12 protein-coding genes, 1 tRNA gene and 1 pseudogene are annotated in these 13,449 nt (G+C 57.3%); 4 read left to right on the top strand and 10 right to left on the bottom strand.

The window, feature by feature from the left end; translation table 11 throughout:
* Positions 1-212 (bottom strand): annotated as a pseudogene (locus T18_RS27410) (deoxyguanosinetriphosphate triphosphohydrolase); the annotation flags it as partial.
* 229 nt (positions 213-441) lie between these two features.
* Here T18_RS27410 and erpA point away from each other — a divergent pair.
* Positions 442-774 (top strand): iron-sulfur cluster insertion protein ErpA, encoded by a 333-nt coding sequence (gene erpA, locus T18_RS01100; protein WP_003515615.1) that lies wholly within the window; start codon positions 442-444, stop codon positions 772-774.
* A 223-nt stretch (positions 775-997) separates the two neighbouring features.
* Positions 998-1,795 (top strand): exodeoxyribonuclease III, encoded by a 798-nt coding sequence (gene xth, locus T18_RS01095; protein ID WP_038491234.1) that lies wholly within the window; start codon positions 998-1,000, stop codon positions 1,793-1,795.
* 127 nt (positions 1,796-1,922) lie between these two features.
* On the opposite strand, the gene exoR is transcribed toward xth, so the two are convergent.
* From exoR to T18_RS01055, 8 genes are all read right to left on the bottom strand, one after another.
* Positions 1,923-2,717 carry an exopolysaccharide production regulator ExoR gene (gene exoR / locus T18_RS01090; RefSeq protein WP_003515620.1) on the bottom strand — a complete coding sequence of 265 codons (795 nt, stop codon included), beginning with the start codon at positions 2,715-2,717 and terminating at the stop codon, positions 1,923-1,925.
* A complete protein-coding gene (locus tag T18_RS01085) occupies positions 2,704-3,012 on the bottom strand; it encodes a hypothetical protein (RefSeq protein ID WP_233283652.1) in 309 nt (102 codons plus the stop codon). The genes exoR and T18_RS01085 overlap by 14 nt, the downstream gene beginning before the upstream one ends.
* A gap of 269 nt (positions 3,013-3,281) precedes the next feature.
* The gene (locus tag T18_RS01080; RefSeq protein ID WP_003515621.1) at positions 3,282-4,571 is read right to left on the bottom strand and encodes an outer membrane protein transport protein; all 1,290 of its coding nucleotides are present in this window, start codon (positions 4,569-4,571) and stop codon (positions 3,282-3,284) included.
* Positions 4,572-5,020: 449 nt separating this feature from the next.
* On the bottom strand, positions 5,021-7,864 hold the full coding sequence (locus T18_RS01075; protein WP_038491237.1) for a valine--tRNA ligase: 2,844 nt from the start codon (positions 7,862-7,864) through the stop codon (positions 5,021-5,023).
* A 194-nt stretch (positions 7,865-8,058) separates the two neighbouring features.
* On the bottom strand, positions 8,059-9,018 hold the full coding sequence (gene popZ / locus T18_RS01070) for a cell division protein PopZ (RefSeq protein ID WP_038491240.1): 960 nt from the start codon (positions 9,016-9,018) through the stop codon (positions 8,059-8,061).
* 353 nt (positions 9,019-9,371) lie between these two features.
* The gene (locus T18_RS01065; RefSeq protein ID WP_038491243.1) at positions 9,372-10,043 is read right to left on the bottom strand and encodes a protein-L-isoaspartate O-methyltransferase family protein; all 672 of its coding nucleotides are present in this window, start codon (positions 10,041-10,043) and stop codon (positions 9,372-9,374) included.
* A 245-nt stretch (positions 10,044-10,288) separates the two neighbouring features.
* Positions 10,289-10,362: transfer RNA gene (locus T18_RS01060), tRNA-Cys, on the bottom strand.
* A 241-nt stretch (positions 10,363-10,603) separates the two neighbouring features.
* A complete protein-coding gene (locus T18_RS01055) occupies positions 10,604-10,756 on the bottom strand; it encodes a DUF3309 family protein (RefSeq protein ID WP_003515628.1) in 153 nt (50 codons plus the stop codon).
* 698 nt (positions 10,757-11,454) lie between these two features.
* Here T18_RS01055 and T18_RS01050 point away from each other — a divergent pair.
* Together T18_RS01050 and T18_RS01045 are read left to right on the top strand one after the other, a co-directional pair.
* A complete protein-coding gene (locus T18_RS01050) occupies positions 11,455-11,736 on the top strand; it encodes a hypothetical protein (RefSeq protein WP_003515633.1) in 282 nt (93 codons plus the stop codon).
* Between the two features lie 83 nt (positions 11,737-11,819).
* Positions 11,820-12,065, top strand: a complete 246-nt coding sequence (locus tag T18_RS01045; protein WP_003515635.1) for a DUF982 domain-containing protein — start codon at positions 11,820-11,822, stop codon at positions 12,063-12,065.
* A gap of 509 nt (positions 12,066-12,574) precedes the next feature.
* On the opposite strand, the gene wrbA is transcribed toward T18_RS01045, so the two are convergent.
* Entirely contained in the window at positions 12,575-13,174 is a 600-nt protein-coding gene (wrbA, locus tag T18_RS01035; RefSeq protein WP_019566148.1) for an NAD(P)H:quinone oxidoreductase type IV, read from the bottom strand.
* Between the last annotated feature and the right edge of the window lie 275 nt (positions 13,175-13,449).

Genomic DNA, 13,449 nt, shown 5'->3' with positions numbered 1-13,449 from the left:
TGGTCGCCGTCAGGGCTGATGAAAACCTGCGTCTTGTGTTTAAGCCGGCGAAAGGCCGTGGTGTGGACGATGCGGTCCCGGTCGCGCTGGAACTCCGAGCGCGTCAGGCTACCCTCCTCGGCAAAAAGACGCCCGCGCGTGGTCCAGGGATCAGAGGCGAAAACCGCCCTCTCGCCACTTCCGAAACCCAATGCGCGCTGGTCTATAATCATTCATCCACCTGTACTGTTCTCTGGCCGGGACTTCCTTTGACCCGAAGTCCATGGCCTTTGACCATTGACCTTTTCATCCACCCTTCATACCTATCGCAAAGGTCGGCGCAAAGCATCATCGCTGCAAAGGCCGTTGCGGACATCGCTATAGACCGTTTATTTGACTGGTTTATAATGGTGGCGACAAATCTATTGCTCTCCGGTTCTTGACCCCGGCACGAGGAACGACATGGAAAACAGCGACATTACACTTTCGGAAGCCGCAGCGAAGCGAATCGCCCAGATCGTCGCAGCGGATGCGGGCAAGCAGGCTCTGCGTGTTTCGGTGGAAGGCGGCGGCTGCTCGGGCTTCTCCTACAAGTTCGACCTGGCGGAAGACCCCGCCGATGACGACATCGTGATTGCGCGCGGAGACGCCAAGGTGCTGATCGACAGCCTGTCGGTTGTCTATATGGCCGGCTCTGAAATCGACTTCGTCGACAATCTGCTCGGCCAGTCCTTCCAGATCAAGAACCCGAACGCGGTCGCAAGCTGCGGCTGCGGCACCAGCTTTTCTATTTGATGGTGATATCAAGCGCCAAGCTTGAGATTATTCACGCCTTTTTCTCCGCCCTCATTCCTGTGCTCGCCACAGGAATGAGGGTTTGGGGAGCTGCGGTGCATCCATAGCTGTTGATCTACCCTGCCCCCGGCTTCTATCCACCAGATCCTCACCCGCCGTTTCCAAAAACGGTGGCAATCGCTTTTGCATCGGGTAAAAGTAACCTCACAAAAGGGAAACTCCGATGAAGATTGCCACCTGGAACATCAACGGCGTCAAGGCGCGTATCGAAAACCTCTGCCAGTGGTTGAAGGATTCATCGCCCGACATCGTTTGCCTTCAGGAAATCAAGTCGATTGACGAAGGCTTTCCCCGCCTTGAGCTGGAAGCGCTCGGCTATCACGTCGAGACCCATGGCCAGAAGGGTTTCAACGGCGTCGCCCTTCTGTCGAAGATGAAGCCCGACGAGATAAATCGCGGCCTGCCGGGCGACGATGCCGATGAACAGGCGCGCTTCATCGAGGGCGTGTTCTCCGTTGATGGCGGTGCGATCCGGGTCTGCTCGCTCTATCTGCCGAACGGCAATCCGCCTGACGATCCGGTCAAATATCCCTACAAGCTCGCATGGATGGAGCGGTTGCGCCGCTTTGCCGAAGATCGCCTTGCTCTTGAGGAGCCGCTTATTCTGGCGGGTGACTACAACGTCATCCCCGAACCCTTCGATTGCCACGATCCGCGGGTCTGGGCTGGCGATGCGCTGTTCCTGCCCAAGACACGCTCGGCATTCCGCAGGCTGGAAAATCTCGGCTTTACCGATGCCGCACGCGCGACGACGGATGAACCCGGACTTTATTCCTTCTGGGATTATCAGGCTGGCGCATGGCCTAAGAATAACGGCATCCGAATCGATCACCTGATGCTGTCGGCGGAAGCGGCCGACAGGCTGGAATCGGTGAGCATCGAAAAACATGTGCGGGCCTGGGAAAAACCGTCAGACCACGTACCGGTCTGCGGTTATTTCAATTTTACGCCGATCAATTGAACGGCGCGCCGGGCGAGTTAGAGAATTTCCGGTAAAAGTAAGCCGAAACAAAGAGTTAGAGCACGGCAAATGAGCCCGTTTAAACAGGACGCGCTCTAAGTCGCCTCAGCCACAATAGACATAATTGTCAGTTCGGATCGTCGATCTGCATGTTCTGCGCCAGCGCGATAGCCGCGCGGCGATCGTTTTCACCCGCGAGCGAAAAAGCCTGTTCCTGAAGGGTCTGGATCCAGGTGCAATCCACCGCCGTGCATTTGTCGAGCGCGGCCGTCATGAAGGCGAGCCCCTGCGTCGTCTGACCTTCCTGGAAAAGCAGATTACCGAAAATCGACATGGCGCCGGCGTGGCCGTGCTTGCGTGCCTGATTGAGCCACTTCTTGGCCTGCTGCACATCCGCCCGGCCGCCCTCACCCGCAAGGATCATTTCCGCCAGACGGAACTGGGCCTCAGCCACGCCAAAGGTGGAAGCCACCTGAAAATAGAGCTGGCGGGCCTGCGACAGGTCCATCTTTACCGGAGTGCCGGGAATGCCGTGGCGGTAATAATCAGCAAGAGAAAGCAGCGCGTTGACGAAGAAGCCGGTATCCTCGGAGCCCGGCTCGACGCCCTGGCTGGCAATTTCGCTGTAAATCTTGAAAGCTTCGAAGTCGTTCTTGGCAACGCCATCGCCGAAGGCATACATATTGGCAAGCGCCCAGCGCGAGCCGGTATGGCCCTTTTCGGCCGCATAGCGATAGGCCTCGACGGCTTCGTCCTTGTTACCGTTCTTGTAGGCCTTGAAGCCGAACTTGAACAGGTCGAAGGGCCCGGATTCCTTGGTAACGCCTGCGTTGATGTCAAAAGCCAGCACCGGCATTGCGAGCGACGCAAGCAAAAGGCTCATGATGAGCGGCTTTAGAACATGTGCTTCACATTTCAGCATTTAGGCGAACTTCTCTCACTCTTCCCGGCATATAGCCAATACTTGCGGAATACTGCAAAGCTGAACCCCGCCGGGTCGCGATTTTTCGAACACACTGCGTCTTTCCGGCAGCACTTTCCAGCGCACTGCCGGTGGTCATATGCGGTAATTGCTCCAAATTTTCAGTGAGACAGATATAGGCATAATTTCCGGCAATATAACGGCGTTTGACCGCCTGCCGGTCAGCGCCAAACAAGAAACCCGGATCAAATTCCCGTATTACTTGCTTAAACCCTGAATCCAAACCCGTTTTCACTCTTCGCAACTCCGCAGGCCCACATCAAACGCCTGCATGTTCTTCCATCCCCGCGTCCATAAACAGAAGCCAAGCACCTTGTTTGTGGCGGGAAATGGACAGATATGCCCACATTCCAACGCGGCACCACGCTTGCAGAAAAGTGTTGCCAAATCGTCACAAAACTTTCGGGCTAGAAATTTTTATCGAGCAGGAATCATAGTCGGGAATGAAAAAAGGTCCGGTTGGTAAACCGGACCTTTCTTTTCGTTCAGGTGTGGCGAATGGTGTCAGAACTTGACCTTGACGCCCGTAGAGATCGCAGCCACGAGATCGTTGCCGAAGTCGTAGCCCGCCTCATTGCCGCAGGTGAAGCCCGCACCGCAAGGTCCACCGTTGATGGATGAGCTACCGGAGGTCAGGAGGCCGAGAGCACCGGCAACCTTGAACTCGATATTCTTGTTCGGCGAGTAGACGATCTGCGTGCCCAGCGTCCAGGTGTCGGTCTGGGTTCCGATAACAGTCGATGTACCGCGATCCCAGGTCAGGCTCACAGCACCGCTCCACTGCTCGTTGAACTTGTGACCAACGCCGCCGGAAATCGTCCAGCCATCACGATAAAACAGGTCTAGAGTGTTCAGCGTGTCAGCGCCGCTCGGAACGCAGGGGGACGTCCCTACCGCGCAGAAAGGAATGACCTGAATCTGGCTCCAGTCAGTCCACTTCACCGAACCGAAAGCCAGCCAGTCCGGCGCTATGCCGGATTGCACCTTCAGTTCGATGCTGTCTGGCATCGAAACGGAGCCATAGATCGGCACCAGCTTGCCGCCGTATTTCGCCAGCGTCGGAGAGATGGACGGCGGCGTCTGCGGAACTCCTCTGACGTCGGCGAAACCGGTCAGGTCATGATCGACGGCGCTGTTATAAACAAGGCTCGCCCGGAAGGCGACCTCGGGGATTTCGTAGGCAACGCCGGCGCGCCAACCCCAACCGTCCCCTTCCATCTCAAGTTTGCCGACGCCGCTAAAGCTGGACCAGGCCGGATTGAGGCCAAGAACAGCTGGCCCAAGAACCTGACGGTATTTATAACCGCTGATCTCCTGGTAAAAGCCGCCGCCGATAATTGAAAAGTCGCCCTTGCCAAGATCAAACTTCACACGGCAGGTGGTGGCGTAATTGTGCGACTTTACCTTGGTTTCGATATTGTAGCTCGATCCCTGCCAGATGCCGGGATTGAGGTGCGCGCCCCAAGGCTGCGAATAATCGAACATGCAGTCGCCGAAATCGCCGATTGCCGCCTTGGCGCCGATGCGGGTCGACCAGAAGTTTTCAGAGTCATCTGCGCTCCTTGACCAAGTCGCAGGCAGCGGACCGCTCTTCAGCGGATTGTCACGCGCATTCTCAACCTTGCGCTGTGGCGCAACGAATGTAGCGGAACTGTCGAGAACATAGTCGGACGGGTCGAACAGCAGGTCAATATTGTAGCCACCGCGCTCGAGGCCGCCCGCCAGTGAAGGCGTGACCGCCGCGATGCTGGCTACGAAACATACTGCGCCGCGAAAAAATGCAGTTTTTGCCATCTCTCTCCCCAATCAAGGCAATGTGATCATTGAGAGAGTGAAATGCTTTGCGGCAAATGACAATCTGCCGTGGCGCGGCGCGGTTGCCACCGGATGGCCATTTTTTTACGTAAGTTTTTGATGTTTGGCATCTTACATAATCATTTTAGGCTATTATTCTAATCCAATTAGAAAAAACGACACAAAACGAAACAAACTCCCAATCCGCACCGGAAATGTCGCCAAATAACCACAGTTGGACGTTTCCGAAGAAAATCGCTTATCAGGCCGTTTTTATTGATCTTTTTCGTCTTCCCGCGCGGTTTTGTGCGCCTCGCGGCAGAAATAATCGCGCTGTCACGCAGTGCATGATTCGCCATTGCAACGCAGCAATGAATTGAGCCGGCCCTTACAGAACGCAAAACGCCCCGTTTTCACGGGGCGTTTTGATTTTACACGCAACAGGAACCTTATCCTGCTTCGCTGACCCGCTGCAGGGCGGTTCGAAGACTTGTCAGCTGAACTTCCAGTTCCGCCTTGCGGTCGCGCTCGGCGGCCACAACCTCCGGATCGGCATTGGCCACGAATTTTTCGTTCGACAGCTTCTTGTCGATGCGTTCCATTTCCGCATCCACCTTGCCGATCGCCTTTTCGAGACGGGCCTTTTCGGCCGCGAGATCGACGAGGTTGCCGAGCGGCAGGCAGACGGTGGCCTCACCGATGATGATCTGCGCGGAACCTTTTGGCGCCACATCGGCACCACGGATTTCATCGGCACGCGCCAGGCGCCGGATGGCGGCGGCATGGCGGTCCAGCCGCGCTTCTGTCGATGTATTGGCACCGACCACCACCAGCGATGCGGTGGCGCCCGGCGGCACGTTCATCTCGGCACGCGTCGAGCGGATGCCCGAAACCAGATCGATCAGCCAGTTGATTTCCGCAGCCGCAGCATCGTCGCGGAATTCCGGAGACGGCCAGTCGGTAAGGCAGAGAAGATCAGCCCGCTCCTCGCCCTCGCCCGCCGTATGCGCCCACAGCTCTTCCGTCATGAAAGGCATGAAGGGATGCAGGAGCTTGTAGATCTCATCCAGAACATAGGCCGCGCAGGCCTGCGATTCCGCCTTTGCCGCCTCATCCTCGCCACCGAACACGGGCTTGAGCAGTTCCAGGTACCAGTCGCAGAACTGGTTCCAGACGAAACGGTAGAGGATGCCGGATGCATCGTTGAACCGGAAGTTCTCAAGAGCCGCCGTCACATCGCGCGCGGTGTTGGCAAGCTCGGTCAGGATCCACCGGTTTATCGTCAGCGATGCTGTTTCGGCCAGGAAATGCGGATCGCGCTTTACACCGTTCATTTCGGCAAAACGCGTGGCGTTCCAGAGCTTCGTGCCGAAGTTGCGATAACCGGCGATACGTGCCGGATCGAGTTTCACGTCACGACCCTGCGCCGCCATGATGGCGAGTGTGAAGCGCAGCGCATCCGCACCGTATTCGTCGATCAGTTCCAGGGGATCGATGACGTTGCCCTTGGACTTGGACATCTTCTGGCCGTTCTTGTCGCGAACCAGCGCATGGATGTAGACGGTGCTGAACGGCTCGACCGGATTGCCGGCATCGTCCTTCATGAAATGCAGACCCATCTGCATCATGCGGACGACCCAGAACGGGATGATGTCGAAACCGGTGACAAGCACATTGGTCGGATAATACCGCGCCAGTTCCGGTGTCTTTTCCGGCCAGCCGAGCGTCGAGAACGGCCACAGCGCCGATGAGAACCAAGTATCGAGAACGTCTTCGTCACGGGTCAGGATCTCACCCGGCTTGAAGTTTTCAAGCTTCTCCTCGACCCAGGCCTTCCACGGGCCTTCATGGGCAATATAATGCTGGATAGCGGCCTGAAGCGCCTCTTCCTCGGTCTTTTCAACGAAGACCTGCCCGTCAGGGCCGTACCATGCCGGAATCTGGTGTCCCCACCACAATTGCCGCGAGATACACCAGGGCTGGATGTTCTCCATCCACTGAAAATAAGTGTTTTCCCAGTTCTTAGGCACGAAATTGGTGCGGCCTTCACGAACCGAGGCAATGGCCGGCTGAGCCAGCGTCTTGTTGTCCACCCACCACTGGTCGGTGAGGCGCGGCTCGATCGGCACGCCGCCACGGTCGCCATGGGGCACGACGTGCTTGTGCGGCTCGATCTTGTCGAGCAGGCCGGCTTCCTCGAAGATTTCGACGATGACCTTGCGGGCGAAGAAACGATCCTGTCCTTCCAGGCGGTCCCATGCGCCGTGCAGCGCCGCCGGATGATTGAGGCCCTCGAGGAAATCCTCGTTCTCCTTGATGGAGATCGTCCCATCGATATTCATGACGTTGATGGCGCGCAGACCGCAACGCTTGCCGACCTCGAAATCGTTGAAGTCGTGCGCAGGCGTGATCTTCACGGCGCCAGTTCCAGCCGTCGGATCGGCATAGTCATCGGCAACGATAGGGATCTTGCGGCCAACGATCGGCAGGATGACATGCTTGCCAATGATGCCCTTGTAGCGCTCGTCTTCCGGGTTCACCGCAACACCGGTATCGCCGAGCATGGTTTCTGGCCGCGTGGTAGCAACAACGATGTAATCGCGCGTTTCGAACTCGGTGGGCTTGCCCTCCTCGTCAAATGCGATCGGGTGCTGATAGGTCACACCCTTTTCCAGCGGATAACGGAAGTGCCAAAGGTTGCCCTTCACTTCGAGCTGTTCGACTTCCATGTCGGAAATCGCGGTCTGCAGCTTCGGGTCCCAGTTGACGAGGCGCTTGTCCTTGTAGATCAGGTTCTGCTTGTAAAGGGTGACGAACACCTCGAGAACGGCCTCGGACAGACCCTCATCCATGGTGAAGCGCTCACGCGACCAGTCGCAGGACGCGCCGAGACGTTTCAGCTGGTTGAAGATCAAGCCGCCGGATTCGGCTTTCCATTCCCAGACCTTGTCCACGAAGGCCTCACGGCCCATTTCGCGGCGGCCCGGAAGCTGCTGTTCCATCAGCTTGCGCTCGACGACCATCTGCGTGGCGATGCCCGCATGGTCCATGCCCGGCTGCCACAACACGTCCTTGCCGCGCATGCGCTCGAAGCGGACCAATATGTCCTGAAGCGTGTTGTTGAGCGCATGGCCCATATGCAGGGAGCCGGTAACATTCGGCGGCGGGATGACGATGGTGAAGGTTTCCGCGCCCGGTTTGGCGTTGGCGCCGGCACGAAAAGCGTTCGCCTCGTCCCAGGCTTTGGCGATTTTCGGTTCGACGGATGCGGAATCGTAGGTCTTTTCGAGCATTTCCTGACCTGAATTTTAGAGTTCTTGTGTGGATTTTTTTAAATAAGGATGGATGGTCGAGAGTCAACAGAAACCGACCCGTCAGCGACTATGACCCCATAGCGCCTTCATCTTCAACAAAAAAGCCGCCCCGGTGCCGGAGCGGCCTCTGTTTCATTATCTTGCGCATGTTACAAGATGCGGACGAACAGAGCCTAGCGGCGCGAGCCGCGCGCCACACGTTCGATTTCCTCACGCACGAGACGCTCCACCAGGGTCGGCAGATTGTCTTCCAGCCAGTCCTGCAGCATCGGACGCAGCATTTCGGCGGCCATATCCTCGATCGAGCGTCGTTCGACGCCATCGAAAATTTCCGCAAGTTCGCTGAAGGAACGGGCGATCTGCGCACCGGCAGCCTCGGAAATGAGGTTGAGCGACAAACCGCCCTCTTCCTTGGGTTCGGCCAGATCGAATGACGGCATCTGGACAGCAGGTTCCTGCACCGAAATCTCGAAATGATCCTGGGCTACAGGCGTGTCGATGGCACCTCGCAGCGTCAGCTGGTCGAAGCGGTTCTCGAAAGCTGCGCTCTCGACAGCGGCAGCAGCAGCACGATCCTCGGCGGCAAAAGCTGCCGGCTGTTCACTGGTGCTCGCGGCAGCGGCCGCCAGCAGCGGCCGCACATCCGTCGGGCGCTGCGGCGCAGGGCGTTCAACCTGTTGCGCAGCAGAGGGCTGCGGTACGCTGGAGGAATGAGCGGCCGGGGCTGCCTGCGCGGGCTCACGCTGCGCCTGGGCGGCAAATGCCTGCGGCCCCATGGCAGCGTTGCGGTCGGCGGCAGCGCGAACGCGCGCGGCAACATCGGCAAGCGACATGCTTTTTTCGGCCGAGATTTCCTGCTGTTCTGGCGTCTGCTTTTCGGCGGCCGTGGAAAAATCCTGCACCGGCCTTGCGCCAAATGCCTGGTTTGCGGCGGGGGGAACGCGCGCCGGCGGGCTGATGGCCTCGGTCACGAAGGACGCTTCGCCTGCGCCATCGTCTTCGTCGTCATAGACAGGCGGCAACTGCCCGGAAAACGCACCGGTAGGCCCGGTCTCATTGCTTTCGATGATCCGGCGTATCGACGCCAAGATCTCTTCCATGGACGGTTCACGCGCTACGCTTGGCTGAGCCATATCAATCCCCGGTTTCCACTCTCTAGACCGCCTTGCGTCCATACGGACGCCCAAAGGACGCTCCAACATTTTAAATCTGCACACCGTTCCTGTCGAAAATCGCTTCCGGTTTTCGGGCCGATGGCCTGAAAAGGGGTAGAAATACGCACACCCCGAATCACCCTTAGTCTAGGGCAGCATAGTCAGGAACTAAATCACTGATTCGACAAGTTTCGCCGTGATGCACAGCTTTGTGAGAATGGTCTTTTGGGGCAATTGATGGGCGAAGCGGGTCTGCCGTGCGGCACCCGCAAAAATAAACGCCGGGGCGGAAAGTCCACCACGGCGTCCAGAACAATGATCGCTTTTAAAGATCAGAAAACGAATTCGGCCGCCTTGGCAAAACCGGGCAGAGGCTTGATCGACGCGTTGAAAGAGGTTGCAGCCGAGGTGCTGTTGCCATCGCGACGGTAAACGGTTGCCTTGGCAGCGTTACCGTATCCGACAACGACGACCAGACGTCCGCCATCGCGCAGCTGGTCAGTCAGTGCCGCCGGCACTTCATCGACAGAGCCGTTGATGAAAATCAGGTCATAGGGTGCTTCGCCCGCATAACCCTTTTCGAGATCGCCGGTGACAACAGCAACATTGTCATATCCGAGCGAGGCCAGCGTCTCAGTCGCCTCAGCTGCCAGCGTTTCATCGCATTCGAGCGAAACCACCGAACCGGCGAGCTGGGACAGGATGGCCGCGGTATAACCGGCGCCGCCGCCGACTTCCAGCACCACGTCTTCCTTGGTCACCGCCGCAAGCTGCAAAAGCTTCGCCAGCGGCGAGGCCTTCATGACGTAACGGGCCGGGCGACCATCCCGGGCGGGACAGATCTGCAGATCCTCGTCCACATAGGCAATCTGCCGCACACCCGCCGGCACGAAAGCTTCGCGCGGCACGCTCAAAAACGCCTTCAGCACAGAATGCGACGTCACGTCGGTCGTGCGCAACTGGCTGTCGACCATGTTGGCGCGTGCGGTTTCGAAATCCATCATATCGTTATCGCCTCAATTTCGCGGATGCCGGTCGGGAAGCCTCGGCCCCAAAAGCTCAAAACGGCACGGGTCTCCCCTCGCCTTTAAACAATCTCATAATTGCCCAAGCCTGCGCTTTCAAGCGCGGTGAGCCCTAAGTGCTGGAAAAAGCGAAATGGCGGGGATTTTTTAGAACAGCAAGGGCGGCCGATGACCGCAAGGTTAGCCAAAGGTTCAAAAAAACAGGTTCTATTCGGTGAAATTTTTGGAGGCCTCGCCCGGAATTGAACCGGGGTACAAGGATTTGCAGTCCTCTGCGTCACCACTCCGCCACGAGGCCTCACACGCTCATGAATTTCGAGCGTTGGCGGGCATTTAGAACGAATCCATTATGCGCGCAAGAGGGTTCGTTCCGAATGTGCTGTTTTTTCCGATCCTATGAACAAAGGCCAATCGTCCATGTCCTAAGCCCTTCGGATTCCGTCATTTTTTGTATCTCACTCATATTCCAGAAGAAACAATGCCCGCAGCCGGCGCTTTGCGCGGGTGCGGGCAGTTGCTGTATCTTCAATGCGGATCGATCAGATGCGACCCAGCAGAACAAGAACGAGGACGATGACCAGAACCAGTCCGAGGCCACCCGAGGGACCATAACCGTAGTTGTGGTAACCCCAGCTTGGCAAAGCACCGATCAGGAAAAGAATGATGAGGATAACGAGAATGGTGCCGATCATGTTTAGCCCTCCATGAATAATAGGTATGCGCTGTATTTAATGACCAAACATGCAAAAAGTTCCGTTTCCTCCATCCGCTTATGGCATGGGCCGCGAATGCATCTCCAGCCGATTCAACGGGTTAAACGGCATTTGCGGACAACGCGGCGGGTCGTGCGCGCGCATGGCGTCTGCGATTGGCGACGCACCACGCTCCGGCCCCTTGGTCATCGACCAAGGTAGCGATTTATTCGAGGTAATTTCTCAGTCTATGTATATCGGGTGCCGTTCGTCATACTAAATCAAGTCACCCGTTCCCTGAAACTGGCGGGGGACTGGGAGACCTGGTATCACTGGCAGTGCGCCAGGTCTCACCTGTTTCCTTCTTCTCCGGCGATCTTCCCGCCGCACGCAAACCGTTCCCCAAACAGGCACACGGACATTTTACCTGCGGCGCTGCACGCCACGCTTGCCTTGCCTCTTTCTCTCCGGTTAGACCCCGGATCGGGAGGGAGAAATGAGAATCATATGTCCGGTTTTGCGAACCTCATCCCGCTTTTCATCTTCGGCCTGCTCGTCTACGCTTTCTTCCGCTGGGTCGCGCGCGACACTCAAAATCCGAGACGCAAGTAGCAGGTGCGAATAGCTCTGCCCTTTGTCACTCGCGGGGAACCGTTGCGCCTCCATATCGTTTTCGCAGACGCACTTCGGAGGACAGGATGAAAACGCTCGTATCATTGGCCGCAATCGCGCTTACACTTGCGGGCTGCACGACCTCAGGCCCGGCCGCTTATGTCGAACCGATCCCCGGCAGCATCACCTATAAGGGCCAGCCGCGCACCAAGCTGACGAAATCGCCGATCGGCAGTACCTTCAGCCACGAGTTCCGCATCGACGGCAGCACGAGGGCGGTGGAAACCTATCGCATTGCGCCCGATCGCTCGCTCGAACTCATAGACCGCCGCATCATTCGCGATTGGCTGTTCGGACGCGACGACTGACCGCACCGCAAGCCAACCGAAACCAATTGCGCATCCTGCCCGCTTGGTTTAGAGCCGGGCACGATAACCAACACGGATGAGCGATGAACACGCGCTGGCAAAAACCCGTCCTGATCGCGTTCGAAACGCCGGGCGACTATACGAGCATCGAGACCACGCAGGCGGCGTCCTGGGCCATGATCGAGGATTGGCCGATAGAGGACGGCGATGCGTTGGACGCGGCGTTGCTGGTCTGCGCCGCCGTCGATGCCGGCAGGAAAAAGCCGGAAGATGCGCGCAAGGCCTTCATCGCCGCCGCAATCGAGGCTGGCCTCGACATCAAGGCATGACGGCATCAAGACCCATGGTCGAGAATTAAAATGGCGTCCTGAGGCGAAAGAAGTCAGGACAACAGGTTTAAAGGGTAAAAACAGATGGAAGCTTCTGGAAACATGAAAAAAGCCCTGTTCATATTTCTCCTCTCCTGCCTCGCCATCGGCCTTCTCGGTCACCTCGTGGTCGCCTTCGTCGTTACCGGCTGAAGCCCCGATGTGCACTCCGTATTGTGGCGGAGCGGCAGGGCATTAAAATTTCCTAAATTTCATTCTGCTGTTATGGAACCGCGATAAATCTTTTCCGTTCTCTCTTCGATCAACAAGGAGGATTGAAATGCGTGACGGATTGAATGGTTTTCTCGAAATTTCCATGCTCGGCGTCGTGATTGCAAGCTGCCTTTTCATGGTCAACCTGCCGATCTGACCCGCCTTAAAAATCATTCCCTGCGGTACCGGCGACGTTAGATGCCGGAGTAAGAAAATGCGGCCTTTCGGGCCGCATTTCTTTTTCCAGCAATGCAGGCTCAAGCAGAAAGCTTGGCGGCCAGCTTGGCGACATGTGCGCCTTGGTAGCGTGCGGCTTCCAGTTCGATAGCGGAAGGCTGACGCGAGCCGTCGCCATCGGTGATGGTGGAGGCGCCATAAGGCGAGCCGCCCTTGATTTCATCGACGCCCATCTGGCCCTGGAAGGCATAGGGCAGACCGACAACGGCCATGCCGTGGTGCAGGAAGGTGGGGAGGAAACCAAGGATGGTCGATTCCTGACCGCCGTGCTGCGTGGCCGACGAGGTGAAGGCAGAGCCGACCTTGCCGACAAGCTTGCCGCCGAACCACAGACCGCCGGTCTGGTCCCAGAAATTGCGCATCTGTGAGGCAACCGTGCCGAAGCGGGTGCCGGCGCCGACGATGATGGCATCGTATTCTGCCAGTTCGTCAACAGTCGCGATGGGGGCAGCCTGATCGAGCTTGAAGTGCGAGGATTTGGCGACTTCCTCAGGAACCAGTTCCGGAACGCGCTTGACGACAACTTCCGCGCCGGCAGACTTCACACCTTCGGCAACGGCATATGCCATCGTCTCGATATGGCCGTAAGATGAATAATAAAGCACCAGAACTTTTGTCATTTTCTTTGTATCCTTAGGGTTAATCGTCTCAGGCGTACCAGCCAGAAGCCTTTTTAAGAACGCGATGATCATTAGTGGTGACCCGTTACAAGCATGTGATGCAAAGGTAGCCCAGAGGCCGGTCCCACACCAGCGGTGCATCCGCATACGCACTGTTCGCAATCAGTGAACGAAACGCCGGAACGTCAACCTTTCACAGATAGACATTTTTTCAAAACCGCTTTGCATTCACCGGGCGGCGGACTAACGTCGGACAAAACAGCTGACGAGTACCC

The sequence above is a fragment of the Rhizobium sp. TBD182 genome, from assembly GCF_001950375.1.
In the GTDB taxonomy this organism is placed as follows: Bacteria; Pseudomonadota; Alphaproteobacteria; order Rhizobiales; family Rhizobiaceae; genus Agrobacterium; species Agrobacterium tumefaciens.
Note: the sequence above shows the minus strand (reverse complement) of the source record. Positions and strands in the feature narration are given on the sequence as shown.